The following is a 23465-nucleotide window of genomic DNA, read 5'->3' on the forward strand; positions in this document are numbered from 1 at the left end:
CCGCTCAACACAATCGCGGCGTGATCCGACTTTCGCCGAACCGGCTGCGCGCTTCGATCCTGGGCGGCCTCGTCGCCGCGGCACTGCTCCTGTTCCCGGGCTTGGCGGCCGCCGCCACGGCCCCGTCCGAGGAGGCCCCGTCCGAGGAGGCGGCGTCGCACGGCGCGCGTCCGCCCTACTCGCTCCTCCAGATGAACCTCTGCCTGAGCGGGTACGCCGGCTGCTACGCCGGCACCGAGTACCCGAACATCGTCGACGAGACGGTGGCCCGCATCCAGGCCAACGACGTCAACGCGGTCACCCTCAACGAGGCGTGCAGCGGCGACGTCGCCGAGATCGCCGCCCGCACCGGCTACCACTACCGCTTCGCCACGGTGATCTACCGGGGCGCGGAACTCCCGTGCAGGACGCCCGGCGGACGGGGCGTGTTCGGCAACGCGGTGCTGACCAAGGAGGCGATCCTCGCGTCCGAGGACGCGCCGTTCTCGGTGTTCAGTGGAGTCGAGCAGCGGCGCTGGCTGTGCGTGACGACGGCCCGCCGGGTCGACGTCTGCACCAGCCACCTCTCCACCGACGGCGAGGCCCCCGGCAGCACCAACTCCGTCCAGTGCGCCGAACTGGGCCAGGTGCTCGCCACCCGCGGCCGGCCGACGATCTTCGCCGGCGACGTCAACCGCCGCACCTCCTGCGCGCCGGCGGGCCACTGGACGCTGACCGACGCGGCCGCCACCCAGGCGCCGGGCATCCAGCACGCCTACGGGAACCTCACCTCCCCGAGGCTGGAGCTCGAGCCGACGACCTACACCGACCACGACGCGCTCGTGGTGCGGGCGGGCCTGCCGCGCTGACCCGCAGCTGACCCGTCCCCCAGCCACCCGTCCCCCAGCCACCCGTCCCCCAGCCACCCGTCCCCCAGCCACCCGTCCCCCAGTCACCCGGCCGGGGCCCTTCAGGGCCCCGGCCGTTCCCACCCCCCGCGGCGCCCTACTGCCAGGTCGCGGTGTCGGGGTCGATGCCGTGGGCCCGCGCGCTGGCGTCGACGCTGCGGCGGAACCACGTGGCAAGGCCGGCGCGGATGCCGTCGTAGTGGGCGGCGAACCCCGGATCGGCCTCGAACATGCGGCCGAGACAGACCTGCATCTGCCTGGTGAGCGGAAAGTACGAGGCGAAGACCTCGCGGTGCCGCTCGACGAGTGCGTTCGCCTCCGGGCTCCCGGGCGGCACGCCGGCGTCCATCGCATCCCCGAGGGCGCGGTCGAGGTCGGCGACGGCGTCGGCGATGGCCTGCCACTCCTCCGGATCACGGGAGGCCGAGCGCTCGGCGTACTGCCGCCACTGCGTGGTGTCCCCGTAGCGCTGACGGGCCTCGGCGGGCCAGTCCGGGTTCCACCGGGGGCCGAAGATCGCGGCCTGCTGCTCGGCGGTCAGCAGCAGGCCGCGTTCGTGGGCGTCGATCATCCGGTCCAGCCCGGCGCTGAGCTGCTGGAGCCGGTCGATCCGTTCGGCGACCTGGGCGCGCTGCTCGCGCAGCGCACCGGGCACGTCCGCCGCCGAGTCGTCCAGGACGGCCCGAATCCGGTCCAGGCCGAGGCCGATCTCCCGGTAGACCACGATGCGGTGGAGGCGCTCCAGATCACCGGCGGTGTAGAGCCGGTATCCGGCGGCCGTGCGCAGCGACGGTCGCGCCAGACCGATCTCGTCCCAGTGGTGCAGCGCGCGGACGGTCACGCCCAGACGAGCCGACACCTGGCCGACGGTCAGGCCGTCGGCCCCAGTGGCATCAGGCATGCTCCTCATTGTCGCCGCCACCGACGCTCGGTGCGGTGATGCCGACGGCTGCGAGGTCCCGCGCCTCCTGGCTGGCCGGATCCCAGGGCTTGGCCGCGGTGAGGACGACCCGCGCGTTCTCGGGGGTGATCACCTCCACGTCTCGGGTGTTCCAGGGGGTGTCCCGGGGACCGTCGACCGAGTCCGGGCGCAGCGCTCGACAGTCCTCGACCAGGGAGTCGATCTGGCTCAGCACGCACGCGAAACTGACGCTCATCGCCGGTGCCTGCTCCGGAGTGTCCTCCGCCGAAACCAGGAGCACGTCCTGGAACGCCCACCGGCGCAGGTGCACCAGCCTGCCGGGGATGCTGAACAGTTCGAAGAACCCGAGCCCGCGGATCCAGAAGTCCGTCGACGCCGCCAGATCGCTCGTGGGGATGGTCACGAACGCGGGCATTCCATAGATGCCGCGGAACGGCTCCGGCGGAACCGCGTCGGGGCCGGGGGTGGGCACGGGGCTCATCTCGAACGCGTTGTAGTTGTCGCTCATGTGCGCCACCCTTCAGCCTCACGCACCGTGAGGGTCAAGCCGGCTCCGTGAATCCCGTCCAGCCGCCCCGACGAGGCGACCGCCGTTGCGGCCGGGTGCGGCTAGGGTCGGGGGGACGGGTGGCGTCGGGGCCGGGTGTGCCGGTGCGGCGGGACGCCACCGAGGAAGCGACCCACCCACGGAGGGCTGAGGATTGGCGCCGATGGCCCGACGTCCCACCAACCAGCGGACCACCAACCAGCGGACCACCAACCAACGGGCCGCCAACCAGCGGGCTGGCAACCAGCGGGACGCCGACCAGCGGGACGCCGGCCGGCGGACCGCGAGCCGGCGGGCGGCCGGCCGGCCCCGGGCCGAGCAGCCACAGGCCCAGCAGCCCCGAGCCCAGCAGGCACCGGCCGAGCAGCCCCGGGTCGAGCGGGGCGCCGCGCGGCGGATCACCACGCGCAACGCGCGGTTCCAGCAGTGGGAGTCGCTGCTGACCAACCGCAACAAGCGGCAGCGGGCCGGGGAGTTCCTGGTGCAGGGCGTGCGGCCGATCTCGCTGGCGGTGGAGCGCGGCTGGCCGGTGCGCACGCTCATCCACGACGCGGGGCGCCCGCTGTCCCGCTGGGCGCGGGAGCTGCTGGCCGGCGCCCGGGACGCCGAGCACGTCGCGATGGCGCCGGAACTGCTGGCGGAGCTGGGGGAGAAGAACGAGGCGCCGCCGGAGCTGGTGGCCGTGGTGGGGATGCCGGAGGACGACCTCAACCGGATCCCGATCGGCGAGGACTTCCTCGGGGTGGTCTTCGACCGGCCGACCAACCCGGGCAACGTCGGCAGCGTGATCCGCTCGGCCGACGCCTTCGGCGCCGACGGGGTGGTGGTCACCGGCCACGCGGCCGACGTCTACGACCCCAGGGCCGTGCGCGCCAGCACCGGCTCGCTGTTCGCGCTGCCGGCCGTCCGCACGCCGTCACACCACGAGGTGATGGAGTGGGTGGACCGGGCGCGCCGCGCGGACGGGCTGCCGGTGGTGGTCGTCGGCACCGACGAGCGGGGCGAGTGCGCCGTCTACGACTTCGACTTCACCGTGCCCACCCTGCTGCTGGTCGGCAACGAGACCTCCGGGCTCAGCAACGGCTGGCGCGAGCGCTGCGACCACCTGGTGTCCATCCCGATGACCGGGGCGGCCAGCTCGCTCAACGCGGCCAACGCGGCCACCGCCGTGCTCTACGAGGTGGCCCGGCAGCGGGCGGCGGCGCGGCGGCCCGGGGCCGCGACACCGTGACCCGGTGGGCCGGTGCCGCGACCCCGATGGGCCCGTCCCGCAACCGCGGCGGGGTGCTGACGCGTCGTCCTGGACGGTGTCACGCCGGGGGGCGGGGATTGACGTCGTGAAACACATGAATAGTCAATGAGCTTTCCGGACATGTTGCTGCGTACTGGGCCGGAGAGGGGATAAATTCAGACCTATGTCTCGTGGTCGTCACCGTCACTCGCTCGGCTTGCGCAACCGCCTGGGCCCCACCCTCTGCACCGGCCTGGCCGCGCTGGCGCTGCTCGGATCGCTGCTCACGGGTCAGCCACTGCTGTTGCGCGCCGCGGCGGCGGTCGGGCTGGTGACCACCGTGGCCATGACGACCGTGCTCAGCGGCCGGGTCCGCGAGTACGAGCGCCGGGCCTCGGTGGAGTCGGCGACCCGCGCCCGCACCGAGCTCAGGTTCGACGAGCGGATCGCGGAGCTGGAGGCGTCCGTCGAGCGCATCGAGGCCTCCCGGGCGCGGCTGAACAAGCGCATCGGGATGCAGCGCAACGACATCGCCCGCCTCCAGGCCGAGAAGGCCGCGCTGATCGAGGAGCGCCAGGAGCTGCTGCGGCGCGAGCGCGCCGCCCAGCTGGCGGCGCGTCGGGAGCGCGAGGAGGAGCTGCGCCGCACCCGCCTCACCCCGGCGTCGTTCGTCCGGGCCACCGCGGCGATGCGCCTGCTGGAGCAGCGGGCGCTGGCCGAGCAGGCCCGCCGGGAACGTGAGGAGCGCGCGGAGGCGGAGCGCCGGGCGGCGGCCGAGCGCCGCGCCGCCGAGGCCGGCGCCGAGACCGCCGACGCCCCGGTGGACGGCGCCGGTACCGCCGAGCGGGCCGGGACCGCGGAGCGGGCCGGCAGCGTCGAGCGCGCCGGGTCCGCCGCCGGGGAGATCGTGCTCCGGCCGGGTGCCGAGCCGGCCCGTCCGGGCACGTCCGCTACCGGACGCCCGGAACGGAACGTGGCCGAGCACGTGCTCGCCGCCGCGTCCGTCGCCGTCCCGCCGCGGCTGCCCGCGCCCGCGTCGGGTGCGCGTCGGCCGGTGGTGGAACTGCCGCCCCGGGCTGCGGCCGTCGTCCGAGCGGCGGAGCGAAGCGGAACCTCCGGCTCCTTCGACTTCTTCACCCGCGGCGGCCAGGAGGGCGGCAAGGACCGCGCCGGGGACGGCAGGGCAGCCGGCACGGACGGCGCCAAGGCGCCCGTGGTGGAGCAGCGGCGGCCCGCCGCCGAGCAGGGCCCGGTCCTGGTCCCCGCGCCCACCCCGACCCCGACGCCCACGCTGGTCACCGCCCCGGCGAACACCAAGGCCGCCGAGGGCGACGACGACCGCCCGGTGGTCGACCTGACCGCCCACGACGAGACCGAGCTGATCGACGTCCGCGGACTGCGCGAGGCCCGCTGACCACGGGCGCCCCACGCCACCACGGCCCGCCACCCCGGATCCGGGGGTGGCGGGCCGTGCCGCGTGCGGGGTCCGCCGCAGCCGACGACCCCCCGGTGCGGCCTCCGACCCCGGATGGGAGGGGTGGGCGGGTCGTGCCGATCACGGTGGAAGATCCGAAGAACAGACGATCTAAGCTCACGGTGTGGACACCGCGATCGCGCCACCCGAGGAGAAGTGGACGGCCCTGCCGCCCCCGCTGCGCCGCCTGCGCCGGACCATCCTGACGTTGTGGGCCGCGCCGATCATCCTGGCGACGGCCCTGCTGCCCGGCCTGCTGGCCGGACCGGCGTGGGCCGCCGTGGCGCTGGCGCCGCTGCTGGCCACCTGGTGGGGATGGTGGGCGATCGGACGGAACTGGGCCTCCTGGCGGTACTGCGAGCGCGCCGACGACCTGCTGGTGAGCAAGGGCGTGCTGTGGCGGCAGCTCGTGGTGGTGCCGTACGGGCGGATGCAGTTCGTCGACGTCACCGCCGGGCCGCTGGCCCGACGGTTCGGCATCGCCACCGTGCAGCTGCACACCGCCGCGGCCGCCACCGACGCGGAGATCCCCGGCCTGCTGCCGGACGAGGCGGCGCGGCTGCGCGACCGGCTGGCGGAGCGCGGCGAGGCGAGGTCGGCGGGCCTGTGACGGACGATCCACGACACCCGCCCGGCCACGGCCGGCCGGGCCCCGCGCCCGACGGGGAAACCGTGCCGGACAGGGAACCCGTGGCCGACGGGGAAACCGTGCCGGACAGGGAGCCCGTGCCCGACGGGGAGGGCGTGCCGGCTCAGGAGCCCGCGCCGGGGGAACCGGGGGACGGGCCTGGTCGGGAGGACCGGACCGGCCCGGAGACGCCGGCCGACACGCCGTTCCGCCGGCTCCACCCGCTGACCCCGCTCGCCCGGGGCTGGGGCCTGCTCGCCGGCGGCATCGCCGCCCTGGCCACCAACGTCCGGGACGTCGAGGAGTGGCTCACCCCCGGACGTGCCGGCGTCATCCTGGGCGTGCTGCTGGTGGTGGCCTTCGCGTACGGCTACCTCTCCTGGCGGTTCACCCGGTACCGGATCGCCGAGGGGGAACTGCGCCTCGACACCGGCGTCGTGTTCCGCCGCACCCGGCACGTGCGCATCGACCGTCTCCAGGCCGTGGACGTGGTGCGCCCGCTGGTCGCCCGGCTGCTCGGCCTGGCGGCGCTGCGCATGGAGGTGGCCGGCGGCGGCTCCGAGGCGCCGCTCGCCTACCTCTCCGAGGACGACGCGATGGCGCTGCGCGCGGAACTGCTCGCCCGGGCCGCCGGCGTCCTCGGCCTGGCGGCGCCGCTGGAGTCCGCCGCGGCCGTCGGCGGACCGCCGTCCGCTGCCGCCCCGCCGACCGGCACCGTCGCCGCGCCCGCCGGAGCCTCGGCGGTGGGGTCGGCGGCCGGGCCGGCGGTGGGCGTGTCGGCGGCCGGAGCGTCGGGGGTCGGCGTGGGGCCCGCCCTCCAGGCGCCGGAGGGCCGCCTGGTGGAGGTGCCCACCCGGGAGCTCGTGATCTCGCTGCTGCTCAACCTGGGGACGTGGGGCGCCGTGGTCGGCGCGGCCGCCGTCGCCGTCCCGCTCGTGGTGATCGGTGACAGCCCGTTCGCCATCGTGCTCACGCTCGTCCCGGCGATCAGCTGGGTGTGGGCCGCCTCCTTCGGCGCCTTCTCCCGCCACTTCGGGTTCACCCTCTCCGAGTCGCCGGACGGGCTGCGCATCCGGCACGGGCTGCTGGAGAACCGGCACCAGACGGTGCCGCCGGGGCGCGTCCAGGCCGTGGAGATCTCCCAACCGGTGCTGTGGCGCCGCCGCGACTGGGTGCGGGTGCGGGTGAACGTCGCCGGCTACGCCGGGGCGGAGGCGGCCGAGCAGACCTCGATCCTGCTGCCGGTCGCGCCGCGGGCGCTGGCCCTGCACGTCATCCGGCGCGTGGTGCCCGGCCTCGACCTGGACGCGGTGGTCTGGCACCCCGTGCCCCGGCGGGCCCGGTGGCTGCGCCCGTGGTGGTGGCGCGGGCTGCACCACGGAGTCACCGAGGACGTGTTCCTGACCCGGTACGGGCTGCTGAACCGCACGACGGCGCTGATCCCGCACGCCAAGGTGCAGTCGATGGCGTGGTCGCAGGGGCCGCTGCAGCGCCGCCTGGGGCTGGCCAGCGTGCGGCTGCACTCCACCGACGGGCCGGTCGGCGTGGTGGCCGACCACCGCGACGCGGGGACCGCCCGGCGGATGGTCCTGGAGCAGGCGGAACGTTCCCGCATCGGCCGGCGCCAGGACGGCCCCGAACGCTGGATGACCGCACCGGGCGGCGGCGCAGGCTGACGCCCCCGTCGACCCGCGCCCGGCCCATCGACCGCCGCGTCCTCCGTGACCGACTGCCCCGTGGTCCGGTGGCCGACCGGCGTGGCGCGCGGTCACCGGATCCGGTGGCACCCGGTAACCGTGAAGTTGAGAATTCTCCCAAGTTATCCACAGGCCCACGACGGGGCTGTCGCCGACGGCCCCCCACGTGAGAGTGTGGATAAAGGGGGGCCCACCGAGGCCACCGGGTCGAGGCTGCCCGCAAGATCGCGCGCATTCTCGACATCCTCATTTAATTCCACGTCCGGCTGTCTGTTCATCGAATGTGTCCATTTCAGGTTCCGGGCTTTCCGGCGGATTCCCCCCGCCGTGCCGCCCCCACCCGCCCCGACGGAGCGTCACGGCGGCCGGACCGTCCGGGAGTTGCCGGCAAGGCCGGCCCCGCCGCCCGGGTGGTGACCGAGGCGTTCGGGCCGGCGAAGGCGGACCGAACGCCTCGGGGCGGCGCGCCGGACGCCGGAGAGCCGTGACGGAACGGCCACGGTAGGTGTCGGCTGCACAGCCGGGGCGCGGCGTCTACTTTTTCTGCGCTTATCAGGTGGTGTCGGGAATCGGCCCGTCCTCCGGTTGTGGGGAAACCGAAGCTGCTTGCTAATGGGTCCTGACGGCGCTCCCGAAAGCGAAAGCGAAACGGGCGTGAGCGGTGTGAAGGTCGCACCGTGTTGCCGTCTCGAAGAGAGGACGCCCCATGAGCAGTTCGAAGCGTATCGCCACGGTCCTGGTCGGCTCGATCATGACCCTGGGTGTGGTCTCGCCGGCCTTCGCCTCGACCACGACCGACGAGGGCACCGAAACCACCGAGGTCACGGCCACGCCGACCTCCTCCGACTCCGGCCGCAACAGCGGCCGCGGCGACGGCCGTCACGACGGGCGTCACGACGGCCGCCACCACGGCAAGCACGACGGCAAGCACCACGGCAAGCACGACGGCCGCCACGATGGCCGTCACGACGGCCGCCACGACGGCCGTCACGACGGTCGCCGCTGACGGCCGTCGGGCGGGAGGTGCGCTCTCCGCGCTCGTGGACGTAGAGCAGCGGTCGCCGTAGCCACGCGGCGAGCGCTGCTGCGGGAGGCGGGCCCCCGGGCCCGCCTCCCAGGCGTGTTCGGAAGGCCCGCACCCGCACACCGGCGGCCGCCGCCTCAGACCTTCGCACGACGCCGGATCGATCTGGCGGCTGACGGTGGACACCCCGGGCCGTGCATACGCTTACGGTGTGCAACGTGTCTACGCCTGGCTGAGGCGGCACCCGATGGCGGTGGACAGCGCATGGGCGCTGCTGCTGCTGGTCGTCGGCATGCCCTGGGGCTTCGCGATGAGCACGTTGCAGTTCCCCGTCTTCGTCGCGATCAGCGCCGGAATGGTGGGCTGCCTCGCGCTCCGCCGCCGCTGGCCGGGCGCGACCACCCTGATCATGGCCGGTCTCGCGCTGGCGCAGGTGGCCGCCGACATCCTGCCGCACGCCATCAACGCCGCCTTCCTGGTGACCATCTACACCGCCGCCGCCTACGGCCCCCGGTGGTCCTCCCGGTTCGCCTTCTGGGCCGGCCTCGCCGCCTCGCCGATCACCCTGCTGCGCTGGTCCCGGGAGACCCTGGGTCCCAACACCGACACGGGCGCGCTCGTCACGCAGGGCCTCTTCCTCGCCGTGCCGTTCGTCCTCGCCTGGGTGATCGGCGACTCGGTGCGCACCCGGCGCGCCTACTACGCCGAGCTGGAGGACCGGGCCGAGCGCCTGGAACGCCAGCGCGACGCCCAGGCGAAGGTGGCCGTCGCCGCCGAGCGGGCCCGGATCGCCCGCGAACTGCACGACGTGGTCGCGCACAACGTCTCGGTGATGGTGGTGCAGGCCGACGGCGCGGCGTTCGTCCTGGACAACTCCCCGGAGCAGGCCAAACAGGCGCTCGCCACGATCTCCACGACCGGCCGCCAGGCGCTCTCCGAGATGCGGCGGCTGCTCGGCGTGCTACGCGCCCAGGACGGGGACGGCAAGGAGCCGGCCCCCGGCTCGTTCGTGCCGCAGCCAAGCGTGGAGCAGATCGAGGAGCTGCTGCAGCAGGTCCGGGAGGCCGGGCTGCCGGTGCAGTACCGCACGGTCGGCGACGTGCGTCCGCTGCCGCCCGGGGTGGAGCTCACCGCCTACCGGATCGTCCAGGAGGCGCTGACCAACACCCGCAAGCACGCCGGCCCGGCCGCCTCCGCCCGGGTGAGCCTGACCTACGGGCCGTCCGACCTGGAGGTCACCGTGGAGGACGACGGCCGCGGCGTCGCCGCCCTGCGGACCGGAGCGGGCGGCGGCACGGACCCGGACTCCGACGCCACCGGGGGCGGCCTCGGCCTGATCGGCATGCGGGAACGCACCGGCATGGTGGGCGGAACCCTGGAGACCGGGCCGCTGCCCGGGGCCGGGTTCCGGGTGCGCGCGGTGATCCCGCTGCGCACCTCCGGCTGAGCGCGGCGGCCCGGCGCCCGCGCCCGCCCTGCGGCCGAGCACGCGGCGGAGCGGGGGCACGAGGCCGAACACGCGGCCGAGCGGGGGCACGACCACGGCCACGAAGTCAGCAAGAGCCAGCAAGAGTCAGCACGAAGACAGTCAGCACGAGGACAGGACGGGGAAAGAGCCGATGGCCATCAGGGTGATGCTGGTCGACGACCAGGAGCTGCTGCGCACCGGTTTCCGGATGGTGCTGCAGGCGCAGCCGGACATCGACGTGGTGGCCGAGGCCGGCGACGGCGCCCAGGCGTTGGAGGTGCTGCGCTCCACCGCCGTCGACGTGATCCTGATGGACGTCCGGATGCCGCGGATGGACGGAGTGGAGGCCACCCGCCGCATCTGCGCCACCGAGGGGCCGGACGTGCTCCCGCTGGCGCAGCGCCCCGGGGTGCTGATCCTGACCACCTTCGACCTCGACGAGTACGCCTTCGCCGCGCTCAAGGCCGGCGCCGGCGGCTTCCTGCTGAAGGACGTCCCCTCCACCGAACTGCTCTCCGCCATCCGCGCCGTGCACTCCGGCGACGCCGTCGTCGCCCCCAGCACCACCCGCCGCCTGCTGGACCGGTTCGCCCCGCTGCTGCCGAGCGAGCGCCGCAGCGAACCGGAGGGCATGGAGCGGCTCACCGAGCGGGAACGCGAGGTGATGATGCTGGTCGCCCAGGGCCTGTCCAACGGCGAGATCGCCGAGCGGCTCTTCCTCTCCGAGGCCACCGTGAAGACGCACGTCGGCCGGATCCTCACCAAGCTGTCGCTGCGCGACCGGGTGCAGATCGTCGTGCTCGCCTACGAGAGCGGGCTGGTCCGGGCCAGGGGCGTCTGACCGGCGGGCGTTGTGACCGGGGGCGTTGTGACCGGGGGAGCGCGGACCCGGGCCGGGGCGCCCCCGGCGTGAGCGGCGCCCGGGTGTGACGGTCGCCTCACCGGCGGTCCGGCGGGGAGGAACCATAATCGAGGTGAGTATCCCTACGTCCGGTACCCGCAGCGGACTGGAACGGAAGGCACGACACACTTGTGAACACCGAACCCCACACCGACGTGCCGGACCCCGCGGAGCGGCCGGCACGTCTCGCCGTCGGCGTCGTGGGCGCCGGCAGGGTGGGCGCCGCCCTCGGTGCCGCCCTGCAACTCGCCGGCCACCGCGTGGTGGCCGCCTCCGGCATCTCCACCGCCTCCCGGCGCCGCGCCGAGGAACTCCTCCCCGGCGTCCCCCTCCTCGACCCCCGCGACGTCGCCGCCCGGGCCGACCTGCTGCTGCTCACCGTCCCCGACGACGCCCTCGCCGACCTCGTCGCCGGCCTGACCGCCACCGGCTCGATCCGCGCCGGGCAGCTCGTCGCACACACCTCCGGACGGCACGGCATCGCCGTGCTGGAGCCGGTGCTGGCGGCCGGCGCCCTGCCACTCGCCCTGCACCCGGTGATGACCTTCACCGGCACCCGGGTGGACGTGGCCCGGCTGGCCGGCTGCGCCTTCGGCGTCACCGCGCCCGAGCTGATGCGCCCGGTCGCCGAGGCCCTGGTGGTCGAGATGGGCGGCGAGCCGGAGTGGATCGCGGAGGAGAACCGCGCCCTCTACCACGCGGCCCTCGCCGTCGGCGCCAACCACCTGGTCACCCTGGTGGCCCAGGCCCGGGAACTGCTGGCCGCCGCCGGCGCCCAGGCCCCGCAGCGGATGCTCGGCCCGCTGCTCGGCGCCGCCCTGGACAACGCGCTGCGCGCCGGCGACGCCGCGCTGACCGGGCCGGTCGCCCGCGGCGACGCCGGCACGGTCGCCGCACACCTGGCCGTGCTGCGCCGCCACTCGCCGCAGGCGCTGGCCGCCTACACCGCGATGGCCCGGGCGACCGCCGACCGAGCCCTGGAGGCCGGACTGCTCAAGGCGGAGGCCGCCGAGGCGCTGGTGGAGGTCCTCGGGGAGCGCCCACACCTGACGCCGCCCCCCGTCGCCGACGCCGCTCCCGTGGCCGACGCCGCTCCCGTGGCCGACGCCGCTCCCGCCACCGACCCGGCCGCTGCGGCCACCGACCCCGACGCCACCGGCGCCGACCCGGCCGAAGCCCCCCGCCCGCTGCTGGTGCGCACCCGCGCCCAGCTGGAGCAGGCCGTGGGCGCCCACCGGGACGCCGGGCCGCTGGCCCTGGTGATGACCATGGGCGCCCTGCACGAGGGCCACGCCACGCTGGTCCGCGAGGCCCGGCGGGCGGCCGGCCCCGACGGCACGGTCGTGGTCAGCGTCTTCGTCAACCCGCTCCAGTTCGGCGCCGGCGAGGACCTCGACCGCTACCCGCGCACCCTCGACGCCGACGTGGAACTGGCCGGGCGGGCCGGCGCGGACGTCGTCTTCGCCCCGTCCGTCGAGGAGGTCTACCCCGGCGGGGAGCCGCTGGTGCGGATCACCGCCGGCCCGATCGGCGAACGCTTCGAGGGCGCCTCGCGCCCCGGGCACTTCGACGGGGTGCTCACCGTCGTCGCCAAGGTGATCAACCTGGTCCGCCCCGACCTCGCGTTCTTCGGCGAGAAGGACGCCCAGCAGCTCGCCGCGATCCGCCGGATGGCCCGCGACCTCAACCTGGCGGTGGAGATCCGCGGCGTCCCCACGGTCCGCGAACCGGACGGCCTGGCCATGTCCAGCCGCAACCGGTACCTCAGCGCCGAGGAGCGGGTCACCGCGCTGGCGCTGTCCGCCGCGCTGCGCGCCGGGCGGGACGCCGCCGCCGGCGCCGCCCCCGGTCAGGGCGCCCGCGCGGCCGTCGAGGCCGCCGAGGAGGTGCTGCGCCGCGCGGAGGACGCCGAGCCGCCGCTGGCGCTCGACTACCTGGCGCTGATCGACCCGGCCGGCTTCACCCCGGCACCTCCCGACCACACCGGTCCCGCTGTCCTCGCCGTGGCGGCCCGGATCGGCACCACCCGACTGATCGACAATCTGCCGCTGGAACTGCCCGCCCGCCCGGGCGGGGCGCGCGGCGAGGAGGCGTGACAGATGCTCCGCACCATGTTGAAGTCCAAGATCCACCGTGCCACGGTCACCCAGGCCGACCTGCACTACGTGGGCTCGGTCACCGTGGACGCCGACCTGCTGGACGCCGCCGACCTGCTGCCCGGCGAGCTGGTGCACATCGTCGACATAGACAACGGCGCCCGGCTGGAGACGTACATCATCGAGGGGGAGCGCGGCAGCGGGGTGATCGGCATCAACGGTGCCGCCGCCCGCCTGGTGCACCCCGGTGACCTGGTGATCCTCATCGCCTACGGACAGATGGAGGACGCCGAGGCGCGCCGCTACCGCCCGCGGGTGGTGCACGTGGACCGGGACAACCGGATCGTCGCCCTGGGCTCGGACGCCGCCGAGCCGGTCCCCGGATCGGACACCGTGAGCGGGGCGGCCACCGCCCGCCCGGCGGGCGCCGTCCGCCCCCCGGCCGCACTGGACGCCCTCGACGCCCTGGACGCCCGGATCGAGGCGACCGAGCCGGCCGAGGCGGCCGAGGCCGCCGGGGTGACCGGAGTGGCCGGAGTGGCGGCGCGATGACGCCCCAGCCCTCCGCATCGGCCACCGCCGTGCCCGAGCGGCACCGCTTCCGGCTGGCCGCCCCCGCGCCCGGATGGGAGGTCCGGGTCGACACCGTGGTGGTCGGCTCCGGGGTGGCCGGCCTGACCGCCGCGCTGCGGGCCCGCGAGGCCGGCAGCGTGCTGCTGGTCACCAAGACGGTGCTGGACGCCGGCTCCACCCGCTGGGCCCAGGGCGGCGTTGCCGCCGCCCTCGGCGAGGGGGACAGCCCCGAGCAGCACCTGCGCGACACCCTGGTGGCCGGCGCCGGCCTCAGCGACGCGGACGCCGTGCGCGCGCTGGTCGAGGACGGCCCCGGCGCGGTGCGGCGGCTGATCGACACCGGCGCCCGCTTCGACCTGGCCGACGACGGCTCCCTGCTGCTCACCCGCGAGGGCGGCCACCTGCGGCGGCGCATCGTCCACGCCGGCGGCGACGCGACCGGCGCCGAGATATCCCGGGCGCTGGTCGCGGCCGTGCGCGCCGGCGGCGTCGAGGTGATCGAGCACGCCCTGGTCCTGGACCTGCTCACCGACGCGGCCGGGCACGCGGCCGGCGTCACCCTGCACGTGATGGGGGAGGGCAGCCGGGACGGCGTGGGCGCGGTGCGGGCCCGCTCGGTGGTGCTGGCCACCGGCGGACTGGGCCAGGTGTTCTCCGCGACGACCAACCCCGCCGTCTCCACCGGCGACGGCGTGGCGCTCGCCCTGCGGGCCGGCGCCGAGGTGGCCGACCTGGAGTTCGTGCAGTTCCACCCCACCGTGCTGTGGCTGGGGCCCGGTGCGCAGGGCCAGCAGCCGCTGATCTCCGAGGCGGTGCGCGGCGAGGGCGCGGTGCTGGTCGACGGCCCGCCCGAGTCCGGCGGCACCCGCTTCATGCTGGGCCGGCACGAACTGGCCGAGCTCGCCCCCCGGGACGTCGTGGCCAAGGGGATCATGGCCCGGATGCGGGAGACCGGCGCGGAGTGCGCCTACCTGGACGGCCGGTCGTTCGGAGAGCGGATGTGGCGGGAGAGGTTCCCGACCATCCTGGCCTCCTGCCGGGCGCACGGCATCGACCCGGTCACCGAGCTGATCCCGGTGGTGCCGGCTGCGCACTACGCCAGCGGCGGGGTGGTCACCGACCTGGTCGGACGCACCTCCGTGCCCGGGCTGTACGCCTGCGGCGAGGTCGCCTGCACGGGCGTGCACGGCGCCAACCGGCTGGCGTCGAACTCCCTGCTGGAGGGGCTCGTCTTCGCCGAACGGATCGGCGCCGACCTGGCCGCCCGCCACGCCGCCGAGCGTGCGGCCGAGCGCGCCACGGACGCCCCCGCCGCCGCCCCGCGGACCCTGCCCGCCCTGCCGGCCGGGGCCCGCGGCGACATCCAGCGCGTGATGTCGCTGGGCGCGGGCGTGCTGCGCGGGGCCGACGGCCTGGCCAAGGCCGCGGAGGAACTGGACCGGCTGGCGCTGCCCCCGGCCGGCGACGCCGACCGCGCCGCGCCCGGCGTCCAGGGGTGGGAGACCGCCAACCTGCACACCGTGGCCCGCGCCCTGGTGGCCGCGGCCGCGCTGCGCGAGGAGACCCGGGGCGCGCACTGGCGGGAGGACCGCCCCGAGCGCGACGACGCCCGCTGGGCGCGCCGGGTGCTCGTGCGGCTGGACGCCGACGGCCGTCCGGTGGCCGTCGCCGGCCCGCCCGTCCCGCCGACCGACCTGCCCCACGCGACCCACCCCACCCCCCACCTGGAGCAACAGCCGTGAGCACCCCCCAGACCGAGCCCCACCCGCACACCGAGCTCCCGCTGCTCGGCGCCGACGCCGACGCCACCACCGGGGGCTGCGGAGACGGCTGCGGCTGCGCCGCCGAGGACGCCTGCGGCCTCGACCCGGCGCTCCAGGAACTGCTGCTCGAACAGGGCCTCGACCCGGAGTACGTGGAGTACGTGGCGGCCATGGCCGTGGAGGAGGACCTCGCCGGCGGGGAGGACGTCACCACCGTGGCGACCGTCCCCGAGGACGCCGTCGGCACGGCCGACTTCACCGCCCGCGCCGCCGGCACGGTGGCCGGCCTGCGGATCGCCGAGGCCGTCTTCTCCGTCGTCGCCGAGTCCGACTTCGAGGTCGAGCGCCCGGTCGCGGACGGCGACCGGGTGGCCGCCGGGCAGGTGGTGCTCTCGATCAGCGGCCGGATCCGCGACCTGCTCACCGCCGAGCGCAGCGCGCTGAACCTGCTCTGCCACCTCTCCGGCGTCGCCACCGCCACCCGGGCCTGGGCGGACGCGCTGGCCGCCGGCGGCGGCGCGGCGAAGGTGCGGGACACCCGCAAGACCACCCCCGGTCTGCGCGCCCTGGAGAAGTTCGCGGTGCGCTGCGGCGGCGGCGTCAACCACCGGATGTCGCTCTCCGACGCCGCGCTGGTCAAGGACAACCACGTGGTGGCCGCGGGCGGCGTCGCGGAGGCGTTCCGCGCCGTGCGCGAGCGCTTCCCCGAACTGCCGATCGAGGTGGAGGTGGACCGGCTGGACCAGATCCTCCCGGCCGTCGAGGCGGGCGCGGACCTGATCCTGCTGGACAACTTCACGCCGGACCAGATGCGCGAGGCGGTGCGGCTGGTGGCCGGCCGCGCCGTGCTGGAGGCCAGCGGCGGCCTGACCCTGGCGGACGCCGCCGAGGTGGGCGCCACCGGCGTCGACTACGTGGCGGTGGGCGCGCTGACCCACTCCGCGCCGGTCCTGGACATCGGGCTGGACCTGCGCGAGGCCGAGGCCTGAGCCCCTCGCGGCCCTGCGCCGCCCCTCGCCGCCCTTCGCCCTTCTGCGCGCCCGGCGCCGCCCTCCGCCACGGCCTGGTCCGCTGGGGCGGAGGGCGGCGGGCCGGTCGCCCGGAAGCCGGATACCGTGGCAGCACGCTGGTCCGGGGGCTGACGGAGGTCGGATTTGCTGCTCACCATCGACGCGGGCAACACACAGACCGTGCTCGGGCTGTTCGACGGCGACCGGCTGGTCGCCCACTGGCGGCTGTCCACCGATCCGCGCCGCACCGCCGACGAGCTGGCCACCCTGCTGCGCGGCCTGATGGCGAGCCACCCCGAGGCGGCCGGGCGGTCGGTCACCGGCATCTGCGTGTGCTGTCAGGTTCCGGTCGTGCTGCCGGCGCTGCGCGAGATGATGGCCGGCCACTTCCCCGAGGCCACCGGCGTCGTCATCGGCCCCGGGGTGCGCACCGGGCTGCCGGTGCTCACCGACAACCCCAAGGAGGTGGGCGCCGACCGCATCGTCAACGCGCTGGCCGCGGTGACGCGCTACGGCCCCGGGCCGTGCGTGGTGGTCGACCTGGGCACGGCGACGACGTTCGACGCGATCAACGCCCGCGGCCAGTACGTCGGCGGGGCGATCGCCCCCGGCATCGCCGTCTCGATGGACGCCCTGAAGCAGCACGGCGCCCAGCTGCGCACCGTGGAGCCGGTGCGGCCGCGCTCGGTGATCGGGCGGAACACCGTGGAGGCGCTGCAGTCTGGGATCGTCTTCGGATTCGCCGGGCAGGTGGACGGAGTCGTGCGGCGGATGCTGGACGAGCTGGTGGCGGGCACCTCGCTGGCGCCCGAGGACGTGCCGGTGATCGCCACCGGCGGCCTGGCGCCGATCGTGCTGGGGGAGGCCCGCACGATCACCGTGCACGACCCGTGGCTGACCCTGACCGGCCTGCGGCTCGTCTACGAACGCACGGCCGCCCGGGAGGGAAGGGGCACCGTTCCTGATCGCACCACTGGACGCGCCGATCGAGTTTGAACGGATTTGCCGGATTTGCTCGTAGTGTGTGATCCATGCCCACGCCACACGGATCACGAGGCGGTATGGCGTTCAGCGCCGACGAGCTGCGCGTCCTGCGCCGCGCCCTCGCCCAGGCCCTACGCTCCCCGGCCCCGGACCCGCCGGCGCTGCACGGCGTCTGGCCGGCCGCCCACGGGGACGGCACGTCCGCCCAGACCGCCTGGGTGGAGGACGTCCGCGCCTATGTGCGGCTGAGCGAGGCCATCGACGAGGCGGACGGCGAGAGCGGCCGGCAGCGCGCCTTCCTCGTGGAGGACCTCGTGCGCTACCGCCAGACGCTCCCCGGCAGCGCCCCCGGCTACCTGGAACGCCTCCGCGAGGCGCTGCGGGCCGGATACCTGCCGGTGGCCGACGACCTGGCGGCGCTGCGCGGACTCCTCACGCAGCCCTGCTCACCCGCCGAGCGGGCCCGCCGCGCGGAGCTCTCGGCCCGCTGCCACCGCCTGGCCGAGGAGGCCGTGGAGGCGCGGCTGAACGTCCAGGCGGCGCTCGCCACCCGCCCCCGGTCGGGCGGTCGGGCGGTCTGCTCCGCCACCGCGGACCGCTCCGGGCTCGTCGGCCTGCCCGGACCCGCCGCGACCAAGGCCGCGCAGTCGGCCGGCGAGCAGCGGGGTGCGCAGGCCCGGACGACGACCCTCCTCGGCCTCCCGCGCTCCTCATCCTCCTCCGCCGGCGGCTGCCCGCGCTCCTCATGCCGGTCGACGCCGGCGGGGGTGGCGGGGGTGGCCGTGCCGACTCCGAACGAGGTCTGGCGGCAGCGCCCCGCCGAGCGCCCATCGGTACCCGCCTCCGGCCGCCGCCCCACTGCTTCCCGCGCCCTCGCCACCGGCTGAGGGCCCGGCCCATCGGTGGTCCTGGACCGGGCGCGGCCAGGCGGCGGGTCTTCGAAGGGCTGCCGGCAGGGGCTGGGGGGAGGGAGGAGGATGGCCGGCTGCTGGAGAAGGCTGGAGAAGAGCCCAGTTGGCGGGGGTAGGCCCGGCGGGTGGAAGAGGCCGGAGAGGCTGGCTGGAGAGGCTGCCTGGAGCCACCGCTGAACCTGGCGGTGCGGTCAGGGCCATGCCACATCTTGTTGCCTAATCAACCATTGCTCTGGGGGACCCCCTCTTTCAGGATCCCACGCGGCTGTCACTGACCGCAGCCCCTCATGTGCTCCCTGTGGATAACTTCCGGCAGGTGCATGACTCTTCTTCGGCGGCGTTCGGCCATGGCTCTTTCCTGGACGTCATTCGCTTGGATGCCATTCGCTGTCGGCGCCCGGCATCCCCGCTGCTCCCTGTCGCGTACCGGCCCCGCATCCTCCACCGCTCCCTGTCGCGTACCGGCCGCCGCATCCTCCACAGTTCCGTGTCGCGTGCTGGCCGCCGCATCCTCCACAGTTCCGTGTCGCGTGCTGGCCGCCGTTGCTTGAGGCCCGCCGGTTCTGCGTCAGGGCCATGCCAGGAGTGGTTGTCTGATCAACCATTTGCTCTGGGGGGACCCCCTGTTCTCAGGATCCCATGGGGCTGTCACTGAGCGCAGTCCCTTAAATGCTCCCTGTGGACAACTCCCGGCAGGTGCATGACCGATGCCGGCAAGCTTCGATCGCTGGCCATCTGCCAGGAAGGCCGGGAGGGGAGCCCGCCGCCGCGCCCTTCGTCCCCCCGCCCTCCGCCCTCCGTCCCACCGCCGCGCCCTTCGTCCCCCGCCTCCCGTCCTCCCGCCTCCGGTGCCCCCACCTCCCGCCCGCGCCCTCCCCGCCGTCGCCCCTCCCTCCCCCCCCGGCGGCCGAACGCGGCGGACGACACACCTGATGCGCACCCGGCCCCGGCGGGAGCACCCCCGGCGCCTGGATACCCTTGACAGGTGACCGATAGCAATCCCGCCTCCGAGACCGACGATCTCCCCGAGCAGATGCGGGTCCGGCGCGAGAAGCTGGACCGGCTGCGCGCCGCCGGCGTCGACCCGTACCCGGTCGGCTTCCCGCGGACGACCACCATCGCGGACCTGCGGTCCGAGTACCCCGACCTCGCCCCCGACACCGCCACCGGTGTCCGGGTGGGCGTGACCGGTCGGGTGGTGCTCAGCCGCACCGGCGGGAAACTCTGCTTCGCCACCCTCCGGGACGGCACCGGCGACCTCCAGGCGATGCTCTCCCTGGACCGCCTGGGCGAGGAGCGCCTGGCCGACTGGAAGCGCGACATCGACCTCGGCGACCACGTCGGCGTCGAGGGCGAGGTGATCACCTCCCGCCGCGGCGAGCTGTCGGTGATGGTGGACCGCTGGGAGCTCACCGCCAAGTGCCTGCGTCCGCTCCCGGAGAAGCACAAGGGCCTGACCGACCCCGAGGCGCGGGTCCGCCAGCGCTACGTCGACCTCATCGTCAACCCGGCCGCGCGGGAGATGCTCTACCTGCGCAGCAAGGTGGTCCGCTCCCTCCGCTCCACCCTGGAGGGCAGGGACTTCACCGAGGTCGAGACGCCGATGCTGCAGACGGTCCACGGCGGCGCCAACGCCCGCCCGTTCCGCACCCACATCAACGCGTACGACATGGACCTGTACCTGCGCATCGCGCCGGAGCTGTACCTGAAGCGGCTGGTGGTCGGCGGCGCGGAGAAGGTCTTCGAGATCAACCGCAACTTCCGCAACGAGGGCGCGGACGCCACGCACAACCCCGAGTTCACCATGCTCGAGGCGTACGAGACCTACGGGACGTACGACACGATGGCGGAGCTGACCCGCGCGCTGGTGCTGGAGGCGGCCCAGGCGGCGCTCGGCACCACCGTGGTGCGCGGCCGGGCCCACGACGGCACCGAGCGGGAGATCGACCTCGCCGAGCCGTGGCGGCAGATCACCGTCTACGGCGGCATCTCCGAGGCGCTGGGCGAGGAGGTCACTCCGCAGACCAGCGTCGAGGCGCTGCGCAAGCTGGCCGACCGGGCGGGCATCCCCTACGAGCCCGGCTGGGGGCACGGCCAGATCGTGCTGGAGATGGTGGAGCGCCTGCTGGAGGAGCGCACCGTCGAGCCGACGTTCATCCGGGACTACCCCACCGAGGTCTCCCCGCTGGTCCGCGCGCACCGCAGCGAGCCCGGGGTGGCGGAGAAGTGGGACCTGATCATCTTCGGCGCCGAGATGGGCACCGGCTACTCCGAGCTGGTGGACCCGGTCGAGCAGCGCCGTCGCCTCACCGCCCAGTCGCTGCTGGCGGCCGGTGGCGACCCGGAGGCCATGCAGTTGGACGAGGACTTCCTGCGGGCCCTGGAGTACGCCATGCCGCCGACCGGTGGCATGGGGCTGGGCGTGGACCGGCTGATCATGCTGCTCACCGACAAGAACATCCGGGAGACCGTGCTGTTCCCGCTGGTCAAGCCGGAGTGACGGCCCGGACAGCCGCCCGGGACCTGGTCAGCTACGAAGGGGAGCGAGAGCGATGGAGTACGTCGAGGCACTGTTTCCGCCGGTGGTCATGGCCGTGGCCTTCGCCGCCGTCATCGTGACGATCATCCGCAACCAGGGTGGCGCGATGAAGGCCAAGGAGGACGCGGCGGTGGACGCGGCCATCGCCGCGGAGCGCGAGGCCGCCGGCCGCGGCTGACCGCGGGACGCCCGGTCCCGGGGGACCGGCCGCCGGCCGGCCTCCCCGAAGCGGTGCGGGCCGTCATCCCACGGAGGTTCCGTGCGGGTGGCGGCCCGCCGGCATCTGTCCGATTTGTGGCGATATATCGCCTACGATGGCCGTGGAACTGCTGATCGCCGCGGATCGGAGCGTCGTCCATGCCCAGACGTCTCGGGGACCTGGAGGACGCGGTGATGACCCGGATCTGGACCTGGAACCGTCCCGTCACCGTCCGCGAGGTCCTCGACGACCTGCTGCTGGAGCGTGACATCGCGTACACCACGGTGATGACCGTGATGGACAAGCTGCACCAGAAGGGATGGCTGCGCCGGGAGCGCGAGGGCCGGGCCTTCCGCTACGCGCCCGTCGCGACCCGCGAGGCGTACACCGCCGCCCTGATGCGCGACGCCTGGGCGACCAGCGAGAACCGCGCGGCGGCGCTGGTGCACTTCATCGGAAGCATGTCCGCCGAGGAGCTCGACGCGCTGCGCGACGCCCTGCGGGTCGTCCCCCCGGCCCCGCCCGACTCCCCTGCCCCACCGAGCCCTCCGGCCACCCCCTCCCCGCAGGAAAGCCCCTCCCCGCCGGAGCCCCCTTCCCCCGCGGCCACCGGCCCCGCGGCGCCCGAGGTGGCCCCCGAAGCGGCCGAAGCCCCCGAAGCCCTCGAACCGCCCGAACCGCCCGAGGCGGCCCCTCCTGCGGACCGGCGCCCTCCACCGACCGGGTAGCGTCGCCCCATGGAGGTCACCATTCGACGGGCCCGCACGACCGACGTCCGCGCCGTGCGGCAGTTGCTGGACGCCTACGTCCGCGACAGCATTCTGCTCGACAAGCCGACCGTCACCCTGTACGAGGACGTACAGGAGTTCTGGGTGGCCGAACGCGACTCGCACGGCGACATCGTCGCCTGCGGAGCCCTGCACGTGATGTGGGAGGACCTCGCCGAGGTCCGCACCCTCGCGGTCCACCCGGACTGCCGGGGCCACGGCGTGGGCCACCGACTGCTGTCCAAGTTGCTGGAGACGGCCCGTTGGCTCGGCGTCAGGCGGATTTTCTGCCTGACCTTCGAGGTCGACTTCTTCGCCCGGCACGGCTTCGTGAAGATCGGTGAGACCCCGGTGGACCGTGGTGTCTACGAGGAGTTGTTGCGCAGCGGTGACGAGGGTGTGGCCGAGTTCCTGGACTTGGAGCGGGTCAAGCCCAACACCCTGGGAAACACCCGGATGCTGCTGCACCTGTGAAGTCCTAGACGACGGCCGGGAAGCGGCCGGGAACGCTCGGGGTAACAGTTGGGGAACACGCGGCATGCCACCGCTGATCCCTGTAGTGGACACCGGAAGCCATCGACACGTGTTACCGAAGCGCCCATGGCGTTACCCTTCCAGCCAATGGGACTCCTCCTTGCCCGATGGGGCGCAAGGGAGGGAGAACCCATCCCGCCGATGAGCCGCGCCGCCTGTCGGATCGAACACGTTGTGCTCGTCCGGTCCCGGCGGAGCGGGAAGTCGGCGGGAAGACGGGAGTGGGGAACGGCCGTCGCCATGGGCGAGATCCGGCGCTTGACGGCGGTCCGGGGCTGGCCTGTGGAGGGCGGATCGTGCCGGCGGGTTTGAGTTTTCCGGCGAAAAGCGGTTTCCTTTACTCCTGGTAATCCGTTTTCGATGAAAGGGCAGCTTGTGGCACAGAAGGTTCAGGTACTTCTTGTCGACGACCTCGAAGGCGGCGAGGCCGACGAGACCGTGACGTTCGCCCTGGACGGCGTTTCGTACGAGATCGACCTCTCCACTGCCAATGCGGACAAGCTTCGCGGGCTGCTCGACCCGTACCTCAAGGGTGGTCGCCGGGTCGGCGGGCGCGCGGTCCGTGGGCGGGGCGGCGCCAAGCAGTCGGTCTCCAGCGGGGACACCGCGAAGATCCGCCAGTGGGCCAAGGAGAACAACCTCGAGGTGAACGACCGCGGCCGGGTTCCGGCTCACGTCCGCGAGGCCTACGAGAAGGCGCACGCCTGACGGTCGCCGTGACGTGAGGATCCACCGCCCTGCCCCATGGGGCAGGGGAGGGCGGTGGGCCCGGAACAGGCCGGCCCCGGCCACCGCGACGACCGCCCGTGGGCCGGTGGGGCCCCGGGCGGTGGCGGGCGAACGGTGGGCGGCCCGCCGTCGGCGGCCCGACGCGGGGCGCGGCACGGCGCGCGGCGGCACCGCCCATCGACGTGACGGGCACACGCCATACCGCGGGCGACAGACCCGCGGCAGCAGGCGGGCCCGCCGCCACGCCCCTCGGCCGAGTCCCCCGGTCGGGTCCCCCGGTCGGGTCCCGGTCGGATCTCCGGCCGGACCCCGGCGAGTCCCTCGGGGCGGAAGGCATCCGGAGCCTTCCGCCCCGAGGGCTTCCCGTGGCGGCCGCGCAACCCTCCGTCGGCCGCCACCCGCCCCGCGGCCCTCCGCGCCCCCTCGGCGCTCCTTCCCGGGCCTCCGCCCCACGCCGCCCCACACCGCCCGGCCGCGGCCCGCCCGCACCGCCCGCCAGGGCGCTGACCAGCGCCGCGCCACCCTCCGGGGCAGTGCCGCGCCACCGTCGCGCCAGTGCCCCGCCGCGGCCCCGCCGCCAC

18 protein-coding genes and 4 pseudogenes are annotated in these 23465 nt (G+C 74.7%); 20 read left to right on the forward strand and 2 right to left on the reverse strand.

The annotated features are described in order from the left end of the window. Positions 1-20: 20 nt before the first annotated feature. Entirely contained in the window at positions 21-848 is an 828-nt protein-coding gene (locus tag FHU37_RS13355; protein WP_179814403.1) for an endonuclease/exonuclease/phosphatase family protein, read from the forward strand. Between the two features lie 136 nt (positions 849-984). Here the strand turns inward: FHU37_RS13355 and FHU37_RS13360 are convergent, their stop codons facing one another. Together FHU37_RS13360 and FHU37_RS13365 are read right to left on the reverse strand one after the other, a co-directional pair. Next, positions 985-1788, reverse strand: coding sequence for a MerR family transcriptional regulator (locus tag FHU37_RS13360; protein WP_179814404.1), 804 nt, complete (start codon positions 1786-1788; stop codon positions 985-987). Further along, complete coding sequence (locus tag FHU37_RS13365; RefSeq protein ID WP_179814405.1) at positions 1781-2317, reverse strand: VOC family protein; 537 nt, start codon at positions 2315-2317, stop codon at positions 1781-1783. Before FHU37_RS13365 ends, FHU37_RS13360 begins: the two co-directional genes overlap by 8 nt. A 436-nt stretch (positions 2318-2753) precedes the next feature. Here FHU37_RS13365 and FHU37_RS13370 point away from each other — a divergent pair, with 436 nt between their 5' ends. From FHU37_RS13370 to FHU37_RS13455, 19 genes and pseudogenes are all read left to right on the forward strand, one after another. Continuing rightward, positions 2754-3587, forward strand: coding sequence for a TrmH family RNA methyltransferase (locus FHU37_RS13370; RefSeq protein ID WP_179816246.1), 834 nt, complete (start codon positions 2754-2756; stop codon positions 3585-3587). A 184-nt stretch (positions 3588-3771) separates the two neighbouring features. Next, positions 3772-5001 (forward strand): coiled-coil domain-containing protein, encoded by a 1230-nt coding sequence (locus FHU37_RS13375; protein ID WP_179814406.1) that lies wholly within the window; start codon positions 3772-3774, stop codon positions 4999-5001. A gap of 184 nt (positions 5002-5185) precedes the next feature. Next, positions 5186-5671 carry a PH domain-containing protein gene (locus FHU37_RS13380; protein WP_179814407.1) on the forward strand — a complete coding sequence of 162 codons (486 nt, stop codon included), beginning with the start codon at positions 5186-5188 and terminating at the stop codon, positions 5669-5671. A 116-nt stretch (positions 5672-5787) separates the two neighbouring features. Beyond that, complete coding sequence (locus tag FHU37_RS13385; RefSeq protein ID WP_179814408.1) at positions 5788-7365, forward strand: PH domain-containing protein; 1578 nt, start codon at positions 5788-5790, stop codon at positions 7363-7365. Between the two features lie 727 nt (positions 7366-8092). Then, entirely contained in the window at positions 8093-8392 is a 300-nt protein-coding gene (locus tag FHU37_RS13390; protein WP_179814409.1) for a hypothetical protein, read from the forward strand. Between the two features lie 229 nt (positions 8393-8621). Next, positions 8622-9857 (forward strand): sensor histidine kinase, encoded by a 1236-nt coding sequence (locus tag FHU37_RS13395; protein WP_179814410.1) that lies wholly within the window; start codon positions 8622-8624, stop codon positions 9855-9857. Positions 9858-10029: 172 nt separating this feature from the next. Then, complete coding sequence (locus FHU37_RS13400) at positions 10030-10719, forward strand: response regulator (RefSeq protein WP_179814411.1); 690 nt, start codon at positions 10030-10032, stop codon at positions 10717-10719. A 191-nt stretch (positions 10720-10910) separates the two neighbouring features. After that, positions 10911-11811 (forward strand): annotated as a pseudogene (locus FHU37_RS28175) (Rossmann-like and DUF2520 domain-containing protein); the annotation flags it as partial. Between the two features lie 221 nt (positions 11812-12032). Next, positions 12033-12875: pseudogene (gene panC, locus FHU37_RS28180) on the forward strand (pantoate--beta-alanine ligase); the annotation flags it as partial. A gap of 3 nt (positions 12876-12878) precedes the next feature. Beyond that, positions 12879-13265, forward strand: a pseudogene (panD, locus tag FHU37_RS13410) (aspartate 1-decarboxylase); the annotation flags it as partial. A 158-nt stretch (positions 13266-13423) separates the two neighbouring features. After that, entirely contained in the window at positions 13424-15190 is a 1767-nt protein-coding gene (locus tag FHU37_RS13415; protein ID WP_179814414.1) for an L-aspartate oxidase, read from the forward strand. Continuing rightward, positions 15187-16200 carry a carboxylating nicotinate-nucleotide diphosphorylase gene (nadC, locus tag FHU37_RS13420; protein ID WP_179814415.1) on the forward strand — a complete coding sequence of 338 codons (1014 nt, stop codon included), beginning with the start codon at positions 15187-15189 and terminating at the stop codon, positions 16198-16200. The genes FHU37_RS13415 and nadC overlap by 4 nt, the downstream gene beginning before the upstream one ends. A gap of 165 nt (positions 16201-16365) precedes the next feature. After that, entirely contained in the window at positions 16366-17217 is an 852-nt protein-coding gene (locus FHU37_RS13425; protein ID WP_179814416.1) for a type III pantothenate kinase, read from the forward strand. A gap of 65 nt (positions 17218-17282) precedes the next feature. After that, positions 17283-18092, forward strand: a complete 810-nt coding sequence (locus FHU37_RS29325; RefSeq protein WP_179814417.1) for a hypothetical protein — start codon at positions 17283-17285, stop codon at positions 18090-18092. A gap of 1036 nt (positions 18093-19128) precedes the next feature. Continuing rightward, positions 19129-20616: pseudogene (gene lysX, locus FHU37_RS13435) on the forward strand (bifunctional lysylphosphatidylglycerol synthetase/lysine--tRNA ligase LysX); the annotation flags it as partial. Between the two features lie 52 nt (positions 20617-20668). Then, positions 20669-20833, forward strand: coding sequence for a hypothetical protein (locus FHU37_RS13440; RefSeq protein ID WP_179814419.1), 165 nt, complete (start codon positions 20669-20671; stop codon positions 20831-20833). Between the two features lie 179 nt (positions 20834-21012). Continuing rightward, positions 21013-21582 carry a BlaI/MecI/CopY family transcriptional regulator gene (locus tag FHU37_RS13445; RefSeq protein WP_179814420.1) on the forward strand — a complete coding sequence of 190 codons (570 nt, stop codon included), beginning with the start codon at positions 21013-21015 and terminating at the stop codon, positions 21580-21582. 9 nt (positions 21583-21591) lie between these two features. Continuing rightward, the gene (locus FHU37_RS13450) at positions 21592-22095 is read left to right on the forward strand and encodes an amino-acid N-acetyltransferase (protein WP_179814421.1); all 504 of its coding nucleotides are present in this window, start codon (positions 21592-21594) and stop codon (positions 22093-22095) included. Between the two features lie 435 nt (positions 22096-22530). Beyond that, positions 22531-22863 (forward strand): histone-like nucleoid-structuring protein Lsr2, encoded by a 333-nt coding sequence (locus FHU37_RS13455; RefSeq protein ID WP_179814422.1) that lies wholly within the window; start codon positions 22531-22533, stop codon positions 22861-22863. Positions 22864-23465: the final 602 nt, after the last annotated feature.

The sequence above is a fragment of the Allostreptomyces psammosilenae genome (assembly GCF_013407765.1).
Classification (GTDB): Bacteria; Actinomycetota; Actinomycetes; order Streptomycetales; family Streptomycetaceae; genus Allostreptomyces; species Allostreptomyces psammosilenae.

What these genes read in the sequence shown, in the direction of transcription:
- FHU37_RS13360 (WP_179814404.1), bottom strand. Translation starts at nt 1,788, where the DNA reads ATGCCTGATGCCACTGGGGCCGACGGCCTGACCGTCGGCCAGGTGTCG.
- FHU37_RS13365 (WP_179814405.1), bottom strand. Translation starts at nt 2,317, where the DNA reads ATGAGCGACAACTACAACGCGTTCGAGATGAGCCCCGTGCCCACCCCC.
- FHU37_RS13375 (WP_179814406.1), top strand. Translation starts at nt 3,772, where the DNA reads ATGTCTCGTGGTCGTCACCGTCACTCGCTCGGCTTGCGCAACCGCCTG.
- FHU37_RS13390 (WP_179814409.1), top strand. Translation starts at nt 8,093, where the DNA reads ATGAGCAGTTCGAAGCGTATCGCCACGGTCCTGGTCGGCTCGATCATG.
- FHU37_RS13400 (WP_179814411.1), top strand. Translation starts at nt 10,030, where the DNA reads ATGGCCATCAGGGTGATGCTGGTCGACGACCAGGAGCTGCTGCGCACC.
- FHU37_RS13415 (WP_179814414.1), top strand. Translation starts at nt 13,424, where the DNA reads ATGACGCCCCAGCCCTCCGCATCGGCCACCGCCGTGCCCGAGCGGCAC.
- FHU37_RS29325 (WP_179814417.1), top strand. Translation starts at nt 17,283, where the DNA reads ATGGCGTTCAGCGCCGACGAGCTGCGCGTCCTGCGCCGCGCCCTCGCC.
- FHU37_RS13440 (WP_179814419.1), top strand. Translation starts at nt 20,669, where the DNA reads ATGGAGTACGTCGAGGCACTGTTTCCGCCGGTGGTCATGGCCGTGGCC.
- FHU37_RS13445 (WP_179814420.1), top strand. Translation starts at nt 21,013, where the DNA reads ATGCCCAGACGTCTCGGGGACCTGGAGGACGCGGTGATGACCCGGATC.
- FHU37_RS13450 (WP_179814421.1), top strand. Translation starts at nt 21,592, where the DNA reads ATGGAGGTCACCATTCGACGGGCCCGCACGACCGACGTCCGCGCCGTG.